At 69.6% G+C, this 21,021-nt stretch carries 21 protein-coding genes; 11 read left to right on the plus strand and 10 right to left on the minus strand.

Annotated elements, in window-relative coordinates:
- Positions 1-5 precede the first annotated feature (5 nt).
- The 3 genes from LZ009_RS22395 to LZ009_RS22405 all read left to right on the plus strand — a co-directional run bounded on the left by LZ009_RS22395 (position 6) and on the right by LZ009_RS22405 (position 2,480).
- Positions 6-773, plus strand: coding sequence for an amino acid ABC transporter permease (locus tag LZ009_RS22395; protein WP_275700208.1), 768 nt, complete (start codon positions 6-8; stop codon positions 771-773).
- Positions 760-1,482 (plus strand): amino acid ABC transporter ATP-binding protein, encoded by a 723-nt coding sequence (locus LZ009_RS22400; RefSeq protein ID WP_275700294.1) that lies wholly within the window; start codon positions 760-762, stop codon positions 1,480-1,482. Before LZ009_RS22395 ends, LZ009_RS22400 begins: the two co-directional genes overlap by 14 nt.
- A gap of 104 nt (positions 1,483-1,586) precedes the next feature.
- The gene (locus LZ009_RS22405; protein WP_275700209.1) at positions 1,587-2,480 is read left to right on the plus strand and encodes a c-type cytochrome; all 894 of its coding nucleotides are present in this window, start codon (positions 1,587-1,589) and stop codon (positions 2,478-2,480) included.
- Positions 2,481-2,526: 46 nt separating this feature from the next.
- Here the strand turns inward: LZ009_RS22405 and LZ009_RS22410 are convergent, their stop codons facing one another.
- From LZ009_RS22410 to LZ009_RS22430, 5 genes are all read right to left on the minus strand, one after another.
- Positions 2,527-3,054 carry a DUF2946 family protein gene (locus tag LZ009_RS22410; RefSeq protein WP_275700210.1) on the minus strand — a complete coding sequence of 176 codons (528 nt, stop codon included), beginning with the start codon at positions 3,052-3,054 and terminating at the stop codon, positions 2,527-2,529.
- A 254-nt stretch (positions 3,055-3,308) separates the two neighbouring features.
- Positions 3,309-4,943: a GMC family oxidoreductase gene (locus tag LZ009_RS22415; protein WP_275700211.1), complete on the minus strand. Its 1,635-nt coding sequence runs from the start codon at positions 4,941-4,943 to the stop codon at positions 3,309-3,311.
- 112 nt (positions 4,944-5,055) lie between these two features.
- On the minus strand, positions 5,056-6,597 hold the full coding sequence (locus LZ009_RS22420; protein WP_275700212.1) for a CoA-acylating methylmalonate-semialdehyde dehydrogenase: 1,542 nt from the start codon (positions 6,595-6,597) through the stop codon (positions 5,056-5,058).
- Positions 6,598-6,679: 82 nt separating this feature from the next.
- Positions 6,680-8,428 carry an acyclic terpene utilization AtuA family protein gene (locus LZ009_RS22425; protein ID WP_275700213.1) on the minus strand — a complete coding sequence of 583 codons (1,749 nt, stop codon included), beginning with the start codon at positions 8,426-8,428 and terminating at the stop codon, positions 6,680-6,682.
- Position 8,429: 1 nt separating this feature from the next.
- The gene (locus LZ009_RS22430; RefSeq protein WP_275700214.1) at positions 8,430-9,206 is read right to left on the minus strand and encodes an enoyl-CoA hydratase/isomerase family protein; all 777 of its coding nucleotides are present in this window, start codon (positions 9,204-9,206) and stop codon (positions 8,430-8,432) included.
- Positions 9,207-9,330: 124 nt separating this feature from the next.
- Here LZ009_RS22430 and LZ009_RS22435 point away from each other — a divergent pair, with 124 nt between their 5' ends.
- Genes LZ009_RS22435 through acuI form a run of 6 tightly spaced genes read left to right on the plus strand, consistent with a single transcriptional unit; the run spans position 9,331 to position 14,433 of the window.
- The gene (locus tag LZ009_RS22435) at positions 9,331-10,449 is read left to right on the plus strand and encodes an MlaE family ABC transporter permease (RefSeq protein WP_275700215.1); all 1,119 of its coding nucleotides are present in this window, start codon (positions 9,331-9,333) and stop codon (positions 10,447-10,449) included.
- The gene (locus LZ009_RS22440; protein ID WP_275700216.1) at positions 10,449-11,276 is read left to right on the plus strand and encodes an ABC transporter ATP-binding protein; all 828 of its coding nucleotides are present in this window, start codon (positions 10,449-10,451) and stop codon (positions 11,274-11,276) included. Before LZ009_RS22435 ends, LZ009_RS22440 begins: the two co-directional genes overlap by 1 nt.
- 21 nt (positions 11,277-11,297) lie before the next feature.
- Positions 11,298-12,254 carry an MlaD family protein gene (locus LZ009_RS22445; RefSeq protein WP_275700217.1) on the plus strand — a complete coding sequence of 319 codons (957 nt, stop codon included), beginning with the start codon at positions 11,298-11,300 and terminating at the stop codon, positions 12,252-12,254.
- Positions 12,251-12,874, plus strand: coding sequence for an ABC-type transport auxiliary lipoprotein family protein (locus tag LZ009_RS22450; RefSeq protein WP_275700218.1), 624 nt, complete (start codon positions 12,251-12,253; stop codon positions 12,872-12,874). The genes LZ009_RS22445 and LZ009_RS22450 overlap by 4 nt, the downstream gene beginning before the upstream one ends.
- A gap of 11 nt (positions 12,875-12,885) precedes the next feature.
- Entirely contained in the window at positions 12,886-13,446 is a 561-nt protein-coding gene (locus LZ009_RS22455; RefSeq protein ID WP_275700219.1) for a Crp/Fnr family transcriptional regulator, read from the plus strand.
- A gap of 9 nt (positions 13,447-13,455) precedes the next feature.
- On the plus strand, positions 13,456-14,433 hold the full coding sequence (gene acuI, locus LZ009_RS22460) for an acrylyl-CoA reductase (NADPH) (RefSeq protein WP_275700220.1): 978 nt from the start codon (positions 13,456-13,458) through the stop codon (positions 14,431-14,433).
- Positions 14,434-14,437: 4 nt separating this feature from the next.
- Here acuI and LZ009_RS22465 read toward each other — a convergent pair whose 3' ends face one another.
- Genes LZ009_RS22465 through LZ009_RS22480 form a run of 4 tightly spaced genes read right to left on the minus strand, consistent with a single transcriptional unit; the run spans position 14,438 to position 18,000 of the window.
- Positions 14,438-15,787, minus strand: coding sequence for a GAF domain-containing protein (locus LZ009_RS22465; protein ID WP_275700221.1), 1,350 nt, complete (start codon positions 15,785-15,787; stop codon positions 14,438-14,440).
- Positions 15,784-16,272 carry a hypothetical protein gene (locus LZ009_RS22470; protein ID WP_275700222.1) on the minus strand — a complete coding sequence of 163 codons (489 nt, stop codon included), beginning with the start codon at positions 16,270-16,272 and terminating at the stop codon, positions 15,784-15,786. Before LZ009_RS22470 ends, LZ009_RS22465 begins: the two co-directional genes overlap by 4 nt.
- Positions 16,269-17,075 carry an ABC transporter permease gene (locus LZ009_RS22475; RefSeq protein WP_275700223.1) on the minus strand — a complete coding sequence of 269 codons (807 nt, stop codon included), beginning with the start codon at positions 17,073-17,075 and terminating at the stop codon, positions 16,269-16,271. Before LZ009_RS22475 ends, LZ009_RS22470 begins: the two co-directional genes overlap by 4 nt.
- 1 nt (position 17,076) lies before the next feature.
- Entirely contained in the window at positions 17,077-18,000 is a 924-nt protein-coding gene (locus LZ009_RS22480) for an ATP-binding cassette domain-containing protein (protein WP_275700224.1), read from the minus strand.
- A 71-nt stretch (positions 18,001-18,071) separates the two neighbouring features.
- Here LZ009_RS22480 and asd point away from each other — a divergent pair, with 71 nt between their 5' ends.
- Positions 18,072-18,935 carry an archaetidylserine decarboxylase gene (gene asd, locus LZ009_RS22485; RefSeq protein WP_275700225.1) on the plus strand — a complete coding sequence of 288 codons (864 nt, stop codon included), beginning with the start codon at positions 18,072-18,074 and terminating at the stop codon, positions 18,933-18,935.
- Positions 18,936-19,033: 98 nt separating this feature from the next.
- Positions 19,034-19,369 (plus strand): hypothetical protein, encoded by a 336-nt coding sequence (locus LZ009_RS22490; protein ID WP_275700226.1) that lies wholly within the window; start codon positions 19,034-19,036, stop codon positions 19,367-19,369.
- A gap of 2 nt (positions 19,370-19,371) precedes the next feature.
- On the opposite strand, the gene LZ009_RS22495 is transcribed toward LZ009_RS22490, so the two are convergent.
- Complete coding sequence (locus LZ009_RS22495; RefSeq protein WP_275700227.1) at positions 19,372-20,865, minus strand: AMP nucleosidase; 1,494 nt, start codon at positions 20,863-20,865, stop codon at positions 19,372-19,374.
- Between the last annotated feature and the right edge of the window lie 156 nt (positions 20,866-21,021).

Consider the following 21,021-nt stretch of genomic DNA (forward strand, 5'->3'; position numbering starts at 1 on the left):
GCGGCATGGAACAGGATCTCTGGTTCGGCTGGTTCCGCGCCGACATCATCGCCGAGTACGGCCCGCTGTTCTGGCGCGGGCTGCAGATGACGATCATGGTCACCGTGATCTGCATCGTGCAAGGCACGCTGCTGGGCCTGGCCATCGGCATGGCGCGGCTGGCCGACGCCCGCCATGCGCCGGCGAAGCAGATCTGCCGCTTCGCGCTGCGCTGGCCGGCCACGGTCTACGTGAGCTTCTTCCGCGGCACGCCGCTGTTCGTGCAGATCCTGCTGATCCACTTCGCCGTGATGCCGCTGTTCATCAACCCGGCCGACGGGCTGCTGGTCTCGGGCGAGGCGGCGCGCAACATCAAGCAGAACTACGGCGCCTTCCTCTCCGGCATCGTGGCGCTCACGCTCAATGCGGGGGCGTACATCTCCGAGGTGTTCCGCGCCGGCATCCAGTCGATCGACCGCGGCCAGGTGGAGGCCTCGCGCTCGCTGGGCATGTCCTACGGCCGCACGATGTTCCACGTGGTGCTGCCCCAGGCCTTCCGCCGCATGCTGCCGCCGCTGGGCAACAACGCCATCTCGCTGCTGAAGGACTCGTCGCTGATCTCGGCGATCGGCCTGGCGGAGTTGGCCTATGCGGCACGCACGGTGGCCGGGGCCTATTCGCGCTACTGGGAACCGTACCTCACCATCTCCTTCATGTACTGGGTGCTGACCCTGGGCCTGGCCTGGACGGTCAAGAAGCTGGAGGCGCGTTATGGACGCGGTGATTCGCGTTAAGGGCCTCACCAAGCGCTTCGGTGCCTTGGAGGTGCTGCGCGGCATCGACTGCGCGGTGCAGCCTTCGGAAGTGGTGTGCGTCATCGGGCCGTCCGGCTCCGGCAAGAGCACCTTCCTGCGCTGCCTGAACGGCCTGGAAGACGCGTCCGGCGGCGAGGTGCTGGTGCACGGCGTGCCGGTGCACGACCCCAAGTGCGACATCGACGCCCTGCGCTCCGAGATCGGCATGGTGTTCCAGCGCTTCAACCTGTTCCCGCACAAGACCGTGCTGGAGAACATCACGCTGGCGCCGACCAAGGTGCGCGGCCTCACGCCCGCCCAGGCGCGCGAACGCGCAACGGCGCTGCTGGCCAAGGTGGGCCTCTCGGACAAGGTCGACGCCTATCCCAACCAGCTGTCCGGCGGCCAGCAGCAGCGGGTGGCGATCGCCCGGGCCCTGGCCATGCAGCCGCGCATCATGCTGTTCGACGAGCCGACCTCGGCGCTCGACCCGGAGATGGTCGGCGAGGTGCTGGCCGTGATGAAGGCGCTGGCGGAAGAGGGCATGACCATGGTGGTGGTCACCCACGAGATGGGCTTTGCCCGCGAAGTGGCCGACCGCGTCATCTTCATCGACCAGGGCGTGATCGTGGAGGAAGGCCCGCCCGAAGCCCTGTTCGGCAACCCGTCCAACGAGCGCACCCGGGGCTTCCTGGGCAAGGTGCTTTGAGCCCGGTCCGCCCCCCGCCGGGTGGCCGGAGCCCGCTGGCTATAATCGCCGGTTGATTTTCGAACCGCGAACAAGAGCGGAAACGTGCATTCACTGAGGACGCCATGAGCGACGAAGCCCACTCCGGCCCGATCAAGACCCCCAAGCAGCTGCTGATCGCGGTGCTGTTCTCCTTCCTGGTTCCGGTTTTCATCATCATCGCGCTGGTGGCCTACGTCACCGCCGAGACCAAGCCGGCCGGCAGCACGGACGTCGAGCACTACTCCCTGGGCGGCGTCGCCACGCAGGACGTGGAGCGCGGCGTGGCCGAGCGCATCCGCAAGGTCGGCATGGTGGAGGTCAAGGACCCGAACCGTCCGCTGCGCAGCGGCGAAGAGGTCTTCAAGGCCCAGTGCACCACCTGCCACAGCACCGGCGCCGCCGGCGCGCCCAAGTTCGGCGATGCCGCCGCCTGGGCCACCCGGCTCGGCCAGGGCTTCGCCACGCTTGTGGAGCACGCGCTGAAGGGCAAGGGCGCGATGCCGGCGCAGGCCGGCGGCGATTTCGAGGACACCGAAGTGGCCCGCGCCGTTGCCTACATGGCCAATTCCGCCGGCGCCAAGTTCGCCGAGCCGGCCCAGCCCGCGGCCGCCGCCGTGACCGCCGCTGCTTCCGCTCCGGCGCCTGCCGCCGCTGCCGTGGTTCCCGCTGCCGCCACGGCTGCGGTCGCCACCGCCCCGGCTGCTGCCGCTCCCGCTGCGCAGGCCACGGCTGCCGCGGGCGGCGCCGGCGAGGCGCTCTACAAGCAGACCTGCGCGGTGTGCCACGCCGCCGGCGTGGCCAACGCCCCCAAGTTCGGCGACAAGGCCGCCTGGGCGCCGCGCATCGCGCAAGGCGTCGCCAAGCTGCACGAGTCCGCGCTCAAGGGCAAGGGCGCGATGCCCCCCAAGGGCGGCGCTGCCGCGTCGGATGCCGACGTGAAGGCGGCGGTGGATTACATGGTGGGCGCGGCGAAGTAAGTTCGCCACACCCGCAAGAGAAAAGCCGGCTTCATGCCGGCTTTTTTCATTTCGCCTGCGCCGCCTGCGGGCTCTGCAGGAAGCCGAAGCGTTCCGGCAAGGTGGCAGCCTGCACTTCCTCGGGCTTCCATTGCCCCTGCTCCACGCGATCGGAAGCCTGCTCGACGTCCTGCGTGTGCACCAGCCCGAAGCCGATGTCGGTAGCGAGGTACAGCCGGCCCGTCTCGTCGACCAGACAGGACTTCACCTGCGCGGGACGGCCGGTGTGGCTGGCGACCCCGCCATCCGCCTGCAGGCGCCAGATCCAGGGCGTGGCCTGCAGCTCCACGTAGACGCGCTGCGGCCCGTTCTGGAAGAACCACTGGCCGCGGTCGTCGTGCTCGTAGTTGCGCTGGATGAAGTCGATGAGCTTGTCGTGCTTCAGCAGCGAGCCCTTGGATTGCGCGAACGGCCCGGCGGCCTGGGTGCGGTCGTCGCGCATGTACCAGTTGCCGCGCTCGTCCAGTCCCAGCCAGCCGTAGCAGTGGGGAACGTTGGGCCACTTGGCCATCGCTTGTCGAACGATGTCGTCCACAACCCCATTATGGTTCGCCGCAAGCAAGAAAAAAGCGCCGCAGGGCGGCGCTTTGTGAGTGGCGGCAGCAATCGGCTGCCGCGCCTGTATTCGAATTAGGGGGTTTGTCTCCTCGGTCCCTCGTCCTACCTGCCCACCGAGGGGCGCAGTCGAGTGCATGGAATGTACAGCCCTGCACCCGCTCGGTGCATTGGGGCTTTCCCGCCCTGAAACGGTACGCAGCGAGACCACGTGATTTTTTCACGCGGCCGTTTTCACGCGTGGCGCGCGTCCCGCGAGATCCAGACCGCGGCCTTCTCCGCCATCATCAGCGTGGGCGAATTGGTGTTGCCGCTGGTGATGGTGGGCATCGCGCCCGCATCGACCACGCGCAAGCCCGCGATGCCGCGCACCCGCATCTTCGCGTCCAGCACCGCCAGCGGGTCGCCGTCGGCGCCCATCTTGGTGGTGCCCACCGGATGGAAGATGGTGGTGGCGATGTCGCCGGCCAGGCGCGCCAGGTCTTCGTCGCTCTGGTACTGCGGGCCCGGCTTCCACTCCTGCGGCTTGAATTTCGCCAGCGCAGGCTGCGAAGCGATGCGGCGCGTGACGCGCAGCGAGTCGGCGGCCACCTTGCGGTCCTCGTCGGTCGACAGGTAGTTGGGCGCAATCGCCGGCGCGTCGGAGAACTTGTTGCTGCGGATGCGCACCCAGCCGCGGCTGGTGGGGTTCAGGTTGCAGACGCTGGCCGTGAACGCGTTGAAGCCGTGCAGCGGCTCGCCGAATGCATCCAGGCTCAGCGGCTGCACGTGGTATTCGATGTTGGGATAAGGCTGGTCGGGCGAGCTGCGCGTGAAGGCGCCCAGCTGCGAGGGCGCCATGCTCATGGGGCCGCTGCGCATCAGCGCGTACTCGAGGCCGATCCGCGCCTTGCCCCACCAGCTGCCGGCCAGCGTGTTCAGCGTGGCCACGCCGTCGACCTTGTAGACCGCGCGGATCTGCAGGTGGTCCTGCAGGTTCTCGCCGACGCCGGGCAGGTCGTGTACCACCGGGATGCCGTGGCTGCGCAGGAGCTCCGCCGGGCCGATTCCCGAGAGCTGCAGGATCTGCGGCGAGCCGATGCTGCCGGCGCTCAGGATCACCTCGCGCTCGGCCTCGGCGCGCACCATTTCCTTGCCGGTCCACACTTCCACGCCGGTGCAGCGGCGGCTGCCATCGTCCAGCGTCTCGATCACCAGCTTGCTGACCTGGGCGGCCGTCCAGAGTTCGAAGTTGGGGCGGCCGTAGCACGTGGGGCGCAGGAAGGCCTTGGCGGTGTTCCAGCGCCAGCCCTTCTTCTGGTTCACCTGGAAGTAGCCCACGCCTTCGTTGTTGCCGCGGTTGAAGTCCTCGCTGTGCGGGATGCCGGCTTCCTGGGCCGCCTTCGCGAAGGCGTCCAGCACGTCCCAGCGCAGGCGCTGGCGCTCCACGCGCCACTCGCCACCGACGCCGTGCAGCGGATCCGCGCCCTTGTAGTAGTCCTCGTGCTTCTTGAAGTGCGGCAGGCAGTTGTCCCAGGTCCAGCTCGCGTCGCCGACCTTCTGCGCCCACCCGTCGTAGTCGCGCGCCTGCCCGCGCATGTAGATCATGCCGTTGATGCTGGAGCAGCCGCCCAGCGTCTTGCCGCGCGGATAGCGCAGCGTGCGGCCGTTCAGGCCGGCATCGGGCTCGGTGTTGTACAGCCAGTCGGTGCGCGCATTGCCGATGCAATACAGGTAGCCGACCGGGATGTGGATCCAGTGGTAGTCGTCCTTGGTCCCGGCTTCGATCAGCAGCACCCGCTTGGTGGGATCCGAACTGAGACGGTTGGCAAGCAGGCAGCCGGCCGTGCCGGCTCCCACGATGATGTAGTCGAAGGTGGTGTCGCTCAAGGAATGGGCTCCCCCCCGAAGCGGCCTGCGGCCGCCTCCCCCTCAAGGGGGCGCCACCAGCGGCCCGGCAAAGCCGGTTCCGCGGTGGCACACGAAGATGCCCTGAAGCCGGTCATTTCGCAGTCGGCATCACGAATTCCGCACCCTTGCCGATCGACTCCGGCCAGCGCTGCATGATCGACTTCTGCTTGGTGTAGAAGCGCACGCCTTCCTCGCCGTAGGCATGCATGTCGCCGAACAGGCTCTTCTTCCAGCCGCCGAAGCCGTGCCAGGCCATGGGCACCGGGATCGGCACGTTGACGCCGACCATGCCGACCTGCACCCGGCGCGAGAACTCGCGCGCGGTGTTGCCGTCGCGCGTGAAGAGCGAGACGCCGTTGCCGTAGTCGTGGCTGTTGATCAGGTCGGTGGCTTCCTTCAGGTCCTTCACGCGCATGCAGCCCAGCACCGGGCCGAAGATCTCTTCCTTGTAGATCTTCATCTCGGGCGTGACGTTGTCGAACAGCGTGCCGCCGATCCAGAAGCCGTTGTCGCAACCGGCGCCGGCCTTGGCGCCGGCGAACTTGCGGCCGTCGACCACCAGCTTCGCGCCTTCGCCCTCGCCGTGGCCGATGTAGCCGGTGATGCGCTCCTGCGCCACCTTGCTGACGATGGGGCCCATCTCGGCGTCGAGCTCCACGCCGTTCTTGATCTTCAGTTCCTCGGTGCGCTTCTTCAGCATCGGCAGGATCCGGTCGGCCGCGTCGCCCACCAGCACGCCCAGCGAGATCGCCATGCAGCGCTCGCCGGCCGAGCCGAAGGCCGAACCGATGAGCGCGTCCACCGCCTGCTCCATGTCGGCGTCGGGCATCACCACCATGTGGTTCTTGGCGCCGCCCAGGGCCTGCACGCGCTTGCCGTGCTTCGCGCCCGTCTCGTAGATGTTCTGCGCGATCGGCGTCGAGCCCACGAAGGACAGCGCCTTGACGTCGGGATGTTCCAGCAGCGCGTCGACCGCTTCCTTGTCGCCCTGCACCACGTTGAACACGCCATCGGGCAGGCCGGCTTCCTTCAGCAGTTCGGCCATGCGGATCGACGCGGTCGGGTCCAGCGGGCTGGGCTTGAGGATGAAGCAGTTGCCCGCGGCGATCGCCACCGGGTACATCCACATCGGCACCATCACCGGGAAGTTGAAGGGCGTGATGCCCGCCACCACGCCCAGCGGCTGGCGCATCGTCCAGTTGTCGATGCCGGTGGAGACCTGGTCGGTGTAGTCGCCCTTGAGCAGCTGCGGGATGCCGCAGGCGAATTCGACGATGTCGATGCCGCGCGTGACTTCGCCTTGCGCATCGGTGAACACCTTGCCGTGTTCCGCCGTGATCATGTGGGCGAGTTCGTCGCGGTGCTTGTTCAGGAGCTCGAGGAACTTGAACATCACGCGCGCACGGCGGATCGGCGGCGTGTCGGCCCAGGCCGGGAAGGCGGCTTGCGCGGCGGCCACGGCCTGCGCCACTTCGGCGTTGTTCGCCAGGGCCACCTGGCCGCTGACGGAGCCGGTCGCGGGATTGAACACGTCGGCGCGGCGGCCGCTCTGGCCGGGGACGACGCGGCCGTTGATCCAGTGCTCGATGGAGGCGATGCCGGCGGCGGGGCGGGACTTGTCTGGGGCGTTCATGGCGGATGTCCTTGCAGGAAGGGACAGTCTAACGCCGGGCGCTGGTGGGGTCGCTTCCCGAACCCACCCTCCGGGAACCCGATCATGGATATTCGTAGGGCGGGTTCGCGCCGGCGGCCCCGCCGATCCACGCGCGCGGCACCCGCACCGGCATTGCCAGCAGCAACTGCGCCATGCCCTTGCCCAGCGGATCGTTGCGCAGCGACGCCATGCCGCCGCCATCGAGGGCCTCGGTACACAAAAAGTTCAAGGCGTGGATGCCCGGCACGTCGAAGCGCGTGACTTCGCCGGCCACCAGGTGCGCCAGCCATTGCTGGACGCGGGTCTCGGTGAGCTGCACGCGCAGCCACGGCAGCCACTCCGGCCGCCTGGCGATCACGCCGATGTTGGAATGGTTGCCCTTGTCGCCCGAACGCGCCCAGGCCACGCGCACCAGCGGCACCTCGACCAGGTCCGGCGGCGTGGCGGGCGCCGCGCCCTCGGGCCGCTGCTGGGGCGTGGATACCGGGTCCTGGCCGGTGGGGATGGCCACGTCCAGCGCCTGCCCGTCCAGGTGGACCTGCGGCGCCAGCCAGTCCTTGTCGACCAGGAAGGAAAACTGCCGGATCACCGGCGCCGGACTCGGACGCCCGCCGGCGCCCGTGGTGCCCGGCGACCAGCTCGTGCCGGCCGGCGCGATCTCGCGCGCGAACAGTTCCAGCGCTTCCTTCTGTGCATGCATCACGGCCACGAACAGCACCGCCTGCTGCTCGCCGCCCAGCACCTCGATCCGCGTGCGGCTGTAATCGCCCCAGCCACGCTGCGCGAACAGCTCGCGCGTGCGCTGCAGGATCGCCTCGCCGGTGCGCTGCGCCTTGCGCGCCGCATCGATGCCGACGATGGTCAGCTGCCCGGTGCAGCGAAAGCCGTCCGCATGGGTGGCCGACACCTTGTACTGCGGCCCCGGCGGCAAGCCGCGCGCGCCGCTCACGCGCACCCGGTCCGGACCGGCCTGCTCCATCTGCACCGTGGTGAAGACGCAGGTGACGTCCGGCAGCAGGTAGCGGCGCGGGTCGCCGATCTCGTAGAGCATCTGCTCGGCGACCGCGGCGGTGGTGACGCGGCCGCCGGTGCCGGGCGGCTTGCTGACGACGAAGCTGCCGTCGGCCTCGCATTCGATCACCGGATAGCCGATGTGCGGCCAGTCGGGCACGTCCTCCCAGTCGGTGTGCAGGCCGCCGGTGGCCTGGCAGCCGCATTCGATGATGTGGCCCGCGAGGCTGCCCGCGGCCAGCCGGTCGTAATCGTCCTCGGCCCAGTCGAAGGCATGCATCAGCGCGCCCAGCGTCACGGCGCTGTCGACGCAGCGGCCGGTGATCACCACCTGCGCGCCGGCATCGAGCGCCGCGCGGATCGGCAGCGCGCCGAGATAAGCATTGGCCGTGAGCAGCCGCGCGGGCAGGCTCACGTCCTGCAGCCGCGGCAGCAAGGGCAGCACGTCGTCCCCCGTCACCACCGCGATCTTCAGGTCCACGCCTTGCTCCTGCGCCAGCGCCTGCAGGGCCGCCGCGCAGGCCCGCGGATTCACGCCGCCGGCGTTGCTGATCACGCGGATGCCCTGCGCCGCCACGTCGCGCAGGATGTCCTTCATGGTCACCTGCACGAAGTCGGTGGCGTAGCCCAGCTCCGGGTTCTTGCGCTGCGCCGCTGCCAGGATCGACATCGTCAGTTCGGCCAGGTAGTCGAACACCAGGAAGTCGACCTCGCCATGGGCCACCAATTGCGGCGCGCCCACGCAGCTGTCGCCCCAGAAGCCCGAGGCGCCGCCGACGCGGACGGTGCGGCCGGCCATGTCAGCGGCCCTTCCAGTCGGGGCTGCGCTTTTCCTGGAAGGCGGCCTGGCCCTCCTTCGCGTCCTCGGTCAGCGTGAACAGGGCGATCTGGCTCTCGGTGAAGGCCATGGATTCCTCGAAAGCCATGCTCTCGATCTTCTTCAACGTGTAGAGCCCACGCCGCTGCGCCGCCGGCGACTTGCCCAGCAGCCGCTGCAGCAGCCAGTCGAGCCGGCCGTCGAGATCCGCATCGACGTAGTTCACGAGCCCGTGTTCCAGCGCCCGCGCCGCCTCGAAGGTCTCGCCCGTAAGGCACCACTCGGCCAGCTTGCGCCGCGGCACCAGCCGCTGCAGGACGGTGAGCACTTGCGCCGGGAACACGCCGACCTTCACTTCCGGCAGGCCGAACAGCGCCTGCGGCGTCGCCACCGCCAGGTCGCACATGGCCAGCAGGCCCATGCCGCCGGCGAGGCAGGCGCCGTTGACCCTCGCCACCAGCGGCACGGTGGAGGCCTGCGCCAGGCGCAGCACCTGCGCGAAGGCGCCATAGGGTTCGGAGTAGTCGGCCACGAAGGTCTTGTCGGCCTGCAGGTCGGCGCCGGCGCAGAAAGCCTGGCTGCCGGCGCCGGTGAGGACGATGGCGCGCAGGGCGCGGTCCTCCTGCGCCTCGCGCAGCGCCCGCGCCAGGCCGGCGAGCACGGCGGGGCTCATGGCGTTGCGGCGGGCCTCGCGCTGGATGGTCAGCCAGAGCACCGCGCCGCGGCGTTCCACGCCCAGGTCGGGGGTCGATTCGGTCATGCCGGTCTCCTCTTCCCGGGTTATAGCCTGCCAGCGCGGCGGCAACTGTCAAACGGGCGGCTCGCTCCTACAGGACAGATGCAGGCTCTGCCGTTAGGATGGGCGGCCCCCAACCAGCCCGTCCATGACCGACGCCACGCCCCGCTTCGAACAGGCGCCCGCGCCGCAGGGCGCAGCCGTGCGCCTGCTGGGCGAATGGACGGCCGCCCAGTTCGCCCGGCCCGGACTGGTGCGCGACCTGATGCGCGGCCTGCCGGCGCTGGAGACCGGCCGCGGCTGGGACCTCACGCCGGCCGGCCTGCTGGACCACGTGGGCGCCCAGCTGCTGTGGGACCACTGGGGGCGGCGCTGGCCCGAGCCGCTGCAGCTGTCGGCGCCACAGCGGGCCGTGCTGGAGCGCGTGGCGAAGTTCACCACCGAGCGCGAGAAGCCCGGCCGCGCCAGCTGGTGGACGCTGTACCTGGGTTTCGGCGGCTCGCTGCTGCGGGCCCTGGGCCACCTGCGCAGCTTCGTGCGCCTGATCGGCATGCTGACCCTGAATCTCGGCCAGATGGCCAAGGCGCCGCACGAAGCGCCCTGGCGCGACTTCTCCGGCCACCTCTATCGCATCGGCGCGACGGCCTTGCCGATCACCGCGCTGGTGGGCGGCCTGATCGGCGTGGTGCTGGCCTATCTCACTTCGCAGCAGCTGCGGCAGTTCGGTGCCGACGCCTACATCGTCGACATCCTGGGCATCGCGCTGGTGCGCGAGCTGGGGCCGATGCTCGGCGCCATCCTCATCGCCGGCCGTTCCGGCTCCGCCATCACCGCGCAGATCGGCGTGATGCGCGTCAACGAGGAACTGGACGCGATGCGCGTCATGGGCATCTCGCACAGCTACCGCCTGGTGATGCCGCGCGCCATGGCGCTGGCCATCGCCATGCCCTTGATCAGCGCCTGGACCACGATCGCCGGCCTGATCGGCGGCATGGTGGCGGCGGACCTCTCGCTGGGCATCACGCCGCAGTTCTTCATGAACGCGCTGCCCGATGCGGTGGCGCTGTCCAACCTGGTGCTGGCGACGGTCAAGTCGGTGGTGTTCGGCATCCTGATCGCGCTGATCGGCTGCCACTTCGGCCTGCGGGTGGAGCCCAACACCCAGAGCCTGGGGCAGGGCACCACGGCCTCGGTGGTGACCGCGATCACGGTGGTGATCCTGGTCGACGCGCTGTTCGCCGTGCTCTTTTCCAACGTGGGGATCTGATGCGGCGCGAACCGGTCGACATCCTGCCGCTGCCGCCCGAGGGCGCGCCCATGGTGGAAATCCACGGCTTGTCGTCGGTGTTCAAGACACCGGAGCGCACGGTCACCATCCACAAGGACCTGGAGCTGGTCGTCCAGCGCGGCGAGGTGCTGTCGATCGTCGGCGGCTCCGGCACCGGCAAGACCGTGCTGCTGCGCCAGATCCTGGGGCTGGAAACGCCGGCCGCCGGCGGGGTGCGCATCATGGGCCAGCCGCTGCAGAAGCTGTCGCGCCGCGGCGCCTCCAGCCGCGTGGGCATGCTGTTCCAGCACGGCGCGCTGTTCTCCGCCTTCAGCGTGCTGGAGAACGTGGCCTTCCCCTTGCGCGAGCTGAAGACGCTGCCGCTGCGGCTGGTGAACGAGGCCGCGCTGGTCAAGCTGCAGATGGTGGGCCTGAAGGCTTCCGACGCGGACAAGATGCCGTCGGAGCTCTCGGGCGGCATGATCAAGCGGGCGGCGCTGGCGCGCGCGCTCATCATGGATCCGCCGCTGCTGCTGCTGGACGAGCCCACGGCCGGGCTGGACCCGGAGAGCTCGGACGGTTTCGTCAACCTGCTGCGCTCGCTGCACCGCGAGCTGGCGCTCACCGTCATCATGGTCACCCACGACCTGGACACGCTGTTCGAGCTGTCGACCCGCATCGCGGTGCTGGCCGACCAGAAGGTCATCGTCACCGGCAAGCCGCGCGACGTGATCGGCTTCCAGCACCCTTTCGTCGAGGAGTTCTTCCTCGGCGAGCGGGGCCAGCGGGCCATGGAATTGCTGCGCGAATACCCCTTCGCGATCTGAGAAAGGAACGAGGACCTCACCATGGAAAACAAGGCCCATGCCATGGCCGCCGGCATCTTCGTGGTGGTGCTCACCGCGCTGGTGCTCGGTCTGGCCGCCTGGCTCACGCGCGACACCGGCGTGCGCGACACCTACGAGATCTCGACGCGGGAAGCGGTCACCGGCCTGCAGGCGCAGGCGCCGGTGCGCTTCCGCGGCGTGGACGTCGGCAAGGTGAGCACGGTCGGCTTCGATCCCAAGCTGCCGGGCAACGTGCTGCTCAAGCTCGAGATCGACCGCGCCGCGCCCATCACCACCGACACCTTCGCCACCCTGAGCTTCCAGGGCGTGACCGGCCTGTCCTTCATCCAGCTGGCCGACGATGGCCGCGCCGCCACGCGGCTCAAGCCCAACGAGGACAACCCGCCGCGCATCCCGCTGCGGCCCGGCCTGCTGGCCAAGCTGGAGGAAAAGGGCGAGGTGATCCTGGCGCGCGTCGAGGAGGTGACCGGCCGCGTCAACAAGCTCCTGGGTGACGACAACCAGAAACGCATCGCCGACGCGCTGGAGAGCATCAGCCACGCGGCCAACGGCACCAACCAGCTGGTGGCGCGCCTCGACAAGACGGTGGCCACGCGCATCGATCCGGCGCTGTCCGAAGCCACCGTCGCCCTCAAGGGCGTGCAGCAGACCGCTTCCGACGTCAGCAGGACGGTCAACGAATTCGGCCGCACGGCGCAGCGCCTCAACGCTCCCGACGGGCCGGTCGATCGCCTGTCCGAAGGCGTGGATTCGCTCTCCGCCGCCGCCGACCAGTTCGGCCGCGCCACCTTGCCGCGCATCAACCGCGTCGCCGACGAGGCGACCCGCACCGTCAAGTCGTTGACGCGCGCCATCAACGAACTGACCGAGAACCCGCAGGCCCTGGTGTACGGCGAGGGCAAGCCGCGCCCCGGCCCGGGCGAGCCGGGCTTCCAGGTCCCCGGAGCCACACGATGATCCGCCGCTCTTTCTCCCTCGCCGCCATCGCGCTGCTGGCCGGCTGCAGCATCCTGCCGGACAAGCCGGTGCGCGAATTCAGCTACGACCTCGGGCCGCAGCCGGTGGCCGACGCCCCGGGCTCGCCGGCGGGCGCCCCCCTGGTGCTGCCCGACGTGGAAGTGCAGGGCGCGCTGGAAAGCACCGCGTTCCTGTACCGCCTGGGCTATGCCGACGCCTTCCAGCTGCGACCCTATGCCTATGCCAAGTGGAGCGCGCCGCCGGCGCAGCTGATCCGGCAGCGGCTGCGCGACCACCTGGGGCGCGAGCGTCCCATCCTCGATTCCGCGGCCGCGGCCTCGTTGGCGCGCCGTGGCGGCGTCACGCCGCCGGTGCTGCGGGTGGAGCTGGAGGAGTTCAGCCAGGTGTTCGAGAGCCAGGCCGCCAGCCAGGGCGTGCTGCGCCTGCGCTGCACGCTGCTGGAAAACAGCGCTGCCGGCGAGCGCCTGGTGGCGCAGCGCACCTTCACCGTGCAGCGCCCGGCGCCGACCGCGGACGCGCCGGGCGGCGTGCGCGCCCTGAGCGCCGCCACCGATGCAGCGGCCGGCGAGATCGCCACCTGGCTGCGGCAGCCGCGCTGAACGGAACGGCGATGGCCACGGTCAAGCTCGAAGAACAGATGCGCGCGGCGGGGCTGGAGATCCTGGGCCCGTGCCAGCGCCTGTCCGAGTGGCCGGGGCTGCTGCAGGGCAGCGCGCTGCTGCAGGACTTCAGCGCCGTGGAAGCCGATGCCCTGGGCGCGCTGATGCTGCACGTGAAGGCGCAGCCGGGGCAGATCCTGATCACCGAGGGCGACGTCACCGACTGGCTGATGCTGCTGCTGCGCGGCACCGTGGACGTGGGCAAGCGCCTGGGCCACGATGCGGCACCGGAAGAGCGCGGCGACAACACGCGGCTGGCCGTGCTGCGCAGCGGCGCGGTGCTGGGCGAGATGTCGATGTTCGACGGCGAGCCGCGCTACGCGAGCTGCTGGGCGCTGTCGGAGGTGGAAGCGGCGGTGCTCGATCGCGCCGCGGTCGCGGTGCTGATCAAGACGCGGCCGGAGATCGGCGCCAAGCTGCTGGTGAAGCTCACGCAGTTGCTGGCGCAGCGCTTGAGGAATACAAGTACGCAGCTGGTGAAGGCGCTGCGCGCGCGCACCGCGGAATCCTAGGAGAGCTCCATGTTCCAGGCCCTGGTCCTCGAGAAGTCCCCCGACTTCGCCGCCTCCGTGCGCGAGGTCGACGATGCCTTCCTGCCCGAAGGCGACGTCACCGTCGACATCGACTACTCGACGCTCAACTACAAGGATGGCCTCGCCATCACCAACAAGTCGCCGGTGGTGCGCAGCTGGCCGATGGTGGCCGGCATCGATGGCGCCGGCACGGTCGCGGAAAGCAGCGCGCCGAAGTGGAAGAAGGGCGACCCGGTGGTGCTGAACGGGTTCGGCGTCGGCGAGACGCACAAGGGCTGCCTGGCCGGCCGCGCCCGCTTGAAGGGCGAGTGGCTGGTGCGCCGGCCGGATGCCTTCACCGCGCGCCAGGCGATGGCGATCGGCACCGCCGGCTACACGGCGATGCTGTGCGTGCTGGCGCTGGAGCGGCACGGGCTGCGGCCCGGCGCCGGCGAGGTGCTGGTGACCGGCGCCACCGGCGGGGTCGGCTCCGTCGCCATTGCGATCCTGAACAAGCTGGGTTATCCGGTGGTGGCGGCGACCGGCAAGGCTTCCGAAGCGGAGTACCTGAAGACGCTGGGCGCGGCGTCCATCATCGACCGCGCCGAGCTTGCCGCGCCGGGCAAGCCCTTGCAAAAGGAGCGCTGGGCGGCGGTGGTCGATGCGGTGGGCAGCCACACGCTGGCCAATGCCTGCGCGCAGACGCGCTATGGCGGCGCCGTGGCCGCCTGCGGGCTGGCGCAAGGCCTGGACCTGCCGGCAAGCGTCGCGCCCTTCATCCTGCGCGGCATCACCTTGCTGGGCATCGACAGCGTGATGGCGCCGCTGCACCTGCGCGAGCAGGCGTGGACGCGGCTGGCGCGCGATCTCGACCCGCGGCTGCTGGAGACGATCACCACCGAGATCGGGCTGGGCGATGCGATAGCCGCTGCGCAGCAGCTGATGGCGGGGCAGGTGCGCGGGCGCTACGTCGTGAAGACGCGCTGAGCGATCACGCCTCGACCAGCATCACCTCGCGCTCCAGCACCAGCCGGAACCGCCCGCGCCCGGTCTTCTCGATCCGCACGCCACCGCCTTGCTCGGCCAACCGGCGCTGCAGCAACAGCAGCCGCGCCTCCAGGTTGTCGACCACGTCCGGCAGCTTCAGGCGTGGATCCAGGCGCAGTTCGCGATTGGTGAATTCCGTGCGGCCCTGCTGCTGGTGGTCGCGCAGCAGCTTCCACAGGATCGCGCCGGCCACGCCCTTGATCAGGTAGCTGTCGCCCAGGAAGATGCTGTCGTTGGCGCCGAAGTGCCGCACCTGAAGGGGCGCGGCCGCCGGCCGCGGCGCCGGCGCTTCCTCGGCCAGCGGCGGCAGGACGGAATCGCCCGCATCGGTGGCCGCCTGCATCAGTTCCATCGCGGCGCCCAGGTGGCCCGCGATCGCCACCAGCGCGTCCTCGTCCTCGTAGCTGAATTGCAGGTCGTTCTCGCTCTCGACGAACAGCACGCCGAGCAGCCGGTTGCCATGGACGATGGGCACCGCCAGCTGGCTGTGCGGTTGCGGCAGGCCGGGATAAGGGATCTCGGTCACCGGCTCGAAGTCGGGGATGTTGGCGTCGAAGCTGCTGCGCATCGCCTGCGAATAGAGCGCCGCGTTCGTCACGTGGCCGATGCGCACCGGCGTGCGCTCGCGCGCGGCCACGCCGATCACGCCCTGGCCCAGGCCGATCTCCGAGCCGACGCCCGAAGTCGCATAGCCGCTGCTGGCCACCGTGTACAGGCGCTGCGATGCCGCATCCAGCATCAGCACCATGGCATGGCGGATGCCGAGGAAGTCGCCGAGGCTGGACAACACCGCGCCCAGCGCCTCGTCCAGGCTGGCGCAGCGCGCGAGGCGCTCGCTGGCGCGCCGCACGGCGCCCAGCAGGCCGGCGCGCTGCGGCGGCTCGGGCAGGGGGTTGCTTTCCAGCGCCTCCACCTGTTCGACCTCGTAGACGTCCGAACCGAGCAGGCGGAACACGTCCTGCATGCCGGTGTGCGAGGCGATGCCCGCCAGCTGCGCCTTCATGCCCTCGAACAGCGGTCCGGCGGTCTCGGTGCGCAGGTAGCGGATGTGCAGGCGGTAGAAGCGCACGGTCCCCGGATGCAGCAGCAGCGCCGTCGCATGGGGATTGGCCAGGATGTTCTGCCGCGTCTTGTTGAAGAACTGGAAGGACAGCGCGACGTGGCGCTCGTCCGCGTAGAACACTTGCGAGATGTAGGCGACGTTGGGCACGCCGTCGGCGCTGCAGGTCGCCACCACGGCGGGGATCGCGCCCTCGAAGCAGGCGCGGATGTCGTGCAGCGCCGGTCCCGTCACCGCGCGCCTCCCAGGCGGGTGCCGGCGCGCGGACCCGGCGTCTGGTCGAAGGCCTGCTCCGGCGTGAAGCTGATCGCCACCAGGTCCTCCAGCTTGTGCGCCAGCATGGCGCGCGTGGCCTCCGGCGGGAAGCCGACCTGCGCGATCTCGTGCTCCATCGAGAGCAGGTAGCTCGCCAGCGCCGGCTGGTCCTCGGCGACTGCGTTGCGCATGCGCGCCTGGGAAGCCTTCACCTGCACCGTGCGATGCGTCGGAGGCTCGCTGAACACCACCGCGATGTGTCCGGTGGCCGCGATGTCCTGGATCACCTGGCGCGACTGGGGGCGCGAGAGGAAGACCGTGATCTCCCCGCCCTGCGCATCGATGCGGCTGCCCACCGCCCGCATCAGGCTCGGACGCAAGGCCTGGTCGCGCCCGGCCACGATGACCGAGACGCCGCGGGCGATCATGGCCACCAGGTCGGGCGGAAGCAAGGTGTTGTTCATGCGGAAAAACGCTTGCGCGTGAACGCCAGCGCGACCCAGAAGGCGGCCACGGCGTAGACCGCCAGCACCAGCACGTGGCGCAGCGCATGCTCGGGCCAGCGGTCCAGGAACAGCGGCCGCACCAGCTCGATGGCGGCGCTCAGGGGCAGCCAGCCGGCGATGAGCTGCACGAGCTCCGGCAGCTGCTCGCGCGGGAAGAACACGCCGGAGAGGAACATCATCGGGGTGAGGAACAGCGTGAAGTAGTAGGTGAAGAAATCGTAGCCTTGCGCGAGCGCGTTGAAGATCAGGGCAATGCAGGAGAAGGTGACGCCGACGCCCGCCAGCACCAGCCAGGCGACCAGCAGCTTCGGGCTGTGGCTGATGCCCAGCGCCAGCATCACCAGCAGGATCGCCGTGGCCGTGAAGACCGCCTTGTACGCGGCCCAGAGCATTTCGGCCAGCACCACGTCGTCCAGGCTCACCGGCGCGTTCATGATGCCGTCCCAGGTTTTCTGCACGTGCATGCGCGAGAAGGCGGAATAGAGGGCCTCGAAGCTGGCGGCGTTCATCGCGCTCATGCAGATCGAGCCGCTCGCCAGGAACAGCAGGTAAGGCACCCGCTCGCCATCCAGGGTGACCTGCCCCACCAGCGCGCCCATGCCGTAGCCGAAGGCCACCAGCCAGATCAACGGCTCGGCGATGTTGCCGATCAGGCTGGGCAGCGCCAGCTTGCGCCACACCAGCAGGTTGCGCCGGAACACCGGCCACCAGCGCATCGACAGCGCCGGTGCGCGCCAGATGGAAAGGGCGGCGGCGTCCATGTCAGGCATCCTCGCGGATCTGGCGGCCGGTGAGCTTGAGGAACAGGTCCTCCAGGTTGGCCGGCCGGTGGAGGGTGCGCAGCCGCGGCTCGCGCGCGAGCGCGTCCAGCAGCGGCCGCGCATCCTCCGTGTAGAAGAACACCGTCTCGCCGCTCACCTCGGTGCGGTTCGCCATGGCCTTCAGCGGCGAATCGGCGAGTGCCAGCGCGCCGTTGCCGTAGGCCTCGACCACGTCCGGCTCCAGGTGTTGGGCGATCAGGTCGCGCGGCTTGCCTTCGGCGATCTTGCGGCCGTGGTCCAGCACCAGCAGGCGGGTGCACAGGCGCTCGGCTTCGTCCATGAAGTGCGTGGTGAGCAGGATGGACTTGCCTTGCTGCAGCAGCACCTGCAGGCGCTCCCACATCAGGTGGCGCGCCTGCGGGTCCAGGCCGGTGGTGGGCTCGTCCAGCAGCAGCAGGCGCGGGTCGTTGACCAGGGCCCGGGCCAGGCTGAGGCGCCGGCGCATGCCGCCGGACAGCGCGCCCGGCGTGGCGTCGGCCTTGTGGGTGAGCGCGGCGAACTCGAGCAGCTCGGGGATGCGGGCGCGGACCTGCGCTTCCTTCATGCCGAAATAGCGCCCATAGACGAGCAGGTTCTCGGCGCAGGTGAAATCGGGGTCGAGCGAATCGAACTGGCTCACTACGCCCAGCTGGGCCTTGATGGCCAGCGCGTCGCGCGGCATGCGCAGGCCCAGGGCCTGGATCTCGCCAGCGTCGGGAATCGTGAGGCCGAGGCACATGCGCAAGGTGGTGGTCTTGCCCGCGCCATTGGGTCCGATCACGCCCAGGCATTCGCCCGGCGCGATGTGGAAGGAGAGCGCGTCCACCACGGGGACGGCGCCGTAGCGTTTGGTCAGGTCGCGGGCAACGAGGAGCGGCTCGGTCATGCGCGGCGTATTGTGGCCCGGGCGCGGCCGGGGCCCCGTAGAATTTTCGCTTTCCGTTCCAAGGACCGCGCTTGCCCCAACCCCTGCCCATCACCCAGCAGTACCTGCTGCCGAAGAAGCTGCTGACGCAGTTCGCGGGGCTGGTCGCCGGCGCCCGCATGGGCGCCCTGACGCACTGGATCATCCGCAAGTTCGTGGCGCACTACAAGGTGAACATGGCGGAAGCGGTGGACCCGCGCATCGAAAGCTACGCCACCTTCAACGACTTCTTCACCCGGCCGCTGCGCGAGGGCGCGCGCCCGCTGGCCGCCTCGCCCTTCATCTGCCCGGTGGACGCGGCCATCAGCCAGTTCGGCCCGATCGAGCACGACCAGATCTTCCAGGCCAAGGGCCACAGCTACTCGACGCGCGCGCTGGTAGGCGGCGACCAGGAGCTGGCGCACAAGTTCGACCACGGCCACTTCGCCACGCTGTACCTGGCGCCCAAGGACTACCACCGCATCCACATGCCTTGCGACGGCCGCCTCAAGCGCATGATCTACGTGCCCGGCGACCTGTTCTCGGTGAACCCCCTGACGGCGCGCCACGTGCCCAGCCTGTTCGCGCGCAACGAGCGCGTGGTCTGCGAATTCGAGTGCGCCCACGGGCCCATGGTGCTGGTGCTGGTGGGCGCCACCATCGTCGGCAGCATGGCGACCGTCTGGCACGGGGTCATCAATCCGCCGCGCACGCGCGACGTGCGCGAGTGGCGCTACGAAGGGCAGGAGGTCGTGCTGGCCAAGGGCGCCGAGATGGGCCGCTTCCTGCTCGGCTCGACCGTGGTGATGCTGTTCCCGCAGAACGTGCTGACCTTCACGCCCGACTGGGCGCCGACCCGGCCGGTGCGCCTGGGCGAGGCGATGGCCACGGTGATCGAGACCGAAGCGGCGCTGTAGCGTACGAAAAAGCACCCGCGCGCGCATCCTCCCCCGCGCGGGTCTTGTCACTGGATAGTGCCGGGTGTACTTTCGCGCTCCTGCCCCTGGAGCGCGCGATGAACTACCACTGCCCGCAATGCAGCCGCAACCTGAAGGTCGCCCAGCTGTTCTTCCACGACATCACCTCCTGCCCGGACTGCGGGCAGAAGGTCGTGCTGGGAGATTTCTTCGCCTTCGCCTTTGCGGCGCTGACCATGGTGGTCTCCGCCTTGACCGCGCTCTACGTCCTCAGCCATGAGTTCGAGGACTACTTCGTTGCCGCCGGCTATGCGCTGGCTATCGGGATGGTCGCCGGGCTGGCTGTCATGCTGCTGCTGGGCCGTGCGACGCCGTTCAAACGTGCGCGCACGCGCCGCCGTGCGCCGCCGCAAGGGCCGCAGCCCTCGCACTGAGGCTACTGGAAGGCGACTTCGTCGAAGGAGCGCAGTTTGCGGCTGTGCAGCCGCTGCGGGCCTTGCCCGCGCAGGATCTCGATCGCCCGCATGCCGATGCGCAGGTGCTGGTCGACCCGCTCGCGGTAGAAGTGATTCGCCATGCCGGGCAGCTTGATCTCGCCGTGCAGCGGCTTGTCGCTCACGCACAGCAGGGTGCCGTAGGGCACGCGGAAGCGGAAGCCGTTGGCGGCGATGGTGGCGCTTTCCATGTCCAGCGCCACCGCGCGGCTTTGCGAGAACCGCCGTTGCGGCTCGTTGCCCGGCAGCAGTTCCCAGTTGCGGTTGTCGGTGCTGGCGACGGTGCCGGTGCGCATGATGCGTTTGAGGTCCGCGCCGTTGAAGCCGGTGACGTCCGCCACCGCCTGTTCCAGCGCCACCTGGATCTCGGCCAGCGCCGGGATCGACACCCACAGCGGCAGTTCCTCGTCCAGCACGTGGTCCTCGCGCACGTAGCCGTGGGCCAGCACGTAGTCGCCCAGCTGCTGGCTGTTGCGCAGCCCGGCGCAGTGTCCCAGCATCATCCAGGCGTGCGGGCGCAGCACCGCCACGTGGTCGGTGATGGTCTTGGCGTTGGACGGCCCCACGCCGATGTTCACCATCGTGATGCCGCCGTGGCCGGGGCGGATCAGGTGGTAGGCCGGCATCTGGGGCAGCCGCGGCGGCGGCGCGCCCAGGCTGTCCATGGCCTCGCGCGGCATGCCCGCGCGCCGCGTCACCACGTTGCCCGGTTCGACGAAGGCGAGGTATTCGCTGTCGCTGCGCTGCATCTCCTCGTGCCCCAGCTTCACGAATTCGTCGATGTAGAACTGGTAGTTGGTGAAGAGCACGAAGTTCTGGAACCAGTCCGGCGCGCTGCCCGTGTAGTGGCGCAGGCGGTGCAGCGAGTAGTCGACGCGGGAGGCGGTGAAGAGCGCCAGCGGGTGCGCGTCGCCGGGCCCGTAGCGCACCGTGCCGTTGGCGATGCCGTCGTCCATCGCGCCCAGGTCCGGCAGGTCGAACAGGTCGCGCATCATCGCGCGCCGCTGCGGCGACAGCGTGCCTTCGATGTGGTCGTGCTCCGCGAAGGAGAAGTGGATCGGCATCGGCTCGTTGCTGGTGCCCACTTCCAGCGGCACGCCGTGGTTCTGCAGCAGCAGCGCGAACTGCTGCAGGTAGTAGTTGCCATAGAGGTCGGGCCGCGTGAGCGTGGTCTCGAAGCGGCCGGCATCGGCCACGAAGCCGTAACTCAGGCCCGAGGCCTCCAGCGCCGCCTGCCGCACCACCGTGTCGGTGGCGATCCGCACGAAGGGATAGCAGCCTCGCACGCGCCCCGGCAGCGCTTCGCCGGCGACGAAGCGCTGCATCGCCTCGCGCAGGTGGTTGATCTGCTGCCCGTAGATGGCGCGCACCTGCGCCAGGGCGCTTTCCGGGTCGGAATGGAAGGTGGGGGGGATGAACGGCGGCGTGAAAGGCATGTGCCTATTGTGCAACCGGCATGCCAACCCGCTCCATGCGCCCGGCGGCCCGGTCCGCGGCGCGACGGTGTCCTACAAGGTGTAACGCCCCCGGACGACGCGTCTTCCGGGGCCCAGCCGCGACAGTTTGCGTCATCGAGAACAGCGCCCCACACG

This window comes from Ramlibacter paludis (assembly GCF_022012305.1).
Classification (GTDB): domain Bacteria; phylum Pseudomonadota; class Gammaproteobacteria; order Burkholderiales; family Burkholderiaceae_C; genus Ramlibacter; species Ramlibacter paludis.

Coding starts and splice junctions, on each gene's coding strand:
- LZ009_RS22495 (WP_275700227.1), bottom strand. CDS start 20,865: ATGCCTTTCACGCCGCCGTTCATCCCCCCCACCTTCCATTCCGACCCG.
- acuI (WP_275700220.1), top strand. CDS start 13,456: ATGTTCCAGGCCCTGGTCCTCGAGAAGTCCCCCGACTTCGCCGCCTCC.
- LZ009_RS22470 (WP_275700222.1), bottom strand. CDS start 16,272: ATGAACAACACCTTGCTTCCGCCCGACCTGGTGGCCATGATCGCCCGC.
- LZ009_RS22480 (WP_275700224.1), bottom strand. CDS start 18,000: ATGACCGAGCCGCTCCTCGTTGCCCGCGACCTGACCAAACGCTACGGC.
- LZ009_RS22420 (WP_275700212.1), bottom strand. CDS start 6,597: ATGAACGCCCCAGACAAGTCCCGCCCCGCCGCCGGCATCGCCTCCATC.
- LZ009_RS22490 (WP_275700226.1), top strand. CDS start 19,034: ATGAACTACCACTGCCCGCAATGCAGCCGCAACCTGAAGGTCGCCCAG.
- LZ009_RS22405 (WP_275700209.1), top strand. CDS start 1,587: ATGAGCGACGAAGCCCACTCCGGCCCGATCAAGACCCCCAAGCAGCTG.
- LZ009_RS22475 (WP_275700223.1), bottom strand. CDS start 17,075: ATGGACGCCGCCGCCCTTTCCATCTGGCGCGCACCGGCGCTGTCGATG.
- LZ009_RS22435 (WP_275700215.1), top strand. CDS start 9,331: ATGACCGACGCCACGCCCCGCTTCGAACAGGCGCCCGCGCCGCAGGGC.
- LZ009_RS22395 (WP_275700208.1), top strand. CDS start 6: ATGGAACAGGATCTCTGGTTCGGCTGGTTCCGCGCCGACATCATCGCC.
- LZ009_RS22425 (WP_275700213.1), bottom strand. CDS start 8,428: ATGGCCGGCCGCACCGTCCGCGTCGGCGGCGCCTCGGGCTTCTGGGGC.
- LZ009_RS22450 (WP_275700218.1), top strand. CDS start 12,251: ATGATCCGCCGCTCTTTCTCCCTCGCCGCCATCGCGCTGCTGGCCGGC.
- LZ009_RS22430 (WP_275700214.1), bottom strand. CDS start 9,206: ATGACCGAATCGACCCCCGACCTGGGCGTGGAACGCCGCGGCGCGGTG.
- LZ009_RS22440 (WP_275700216.1), top strand. CDS start 10,449: ATGCGGCGCGAACCGGTCGACATCCTGCCGCTGCCGCCCGAGGGCGCG.
- LZ009_RS22455 (WP_275700219.1), top strand. CDS start 12,886: ATGGCCACGGTCAAGCTCGAAGAACAGATGCGCGCGGCGGGGCTGGAG.
- LZ009_RS22445 (WP_275700217.1), top strand. CDS start 11,298: ATGGAAAACAAGGCCCATGCCATGGCCGCCGGCATCTTCGTGGTGGTG.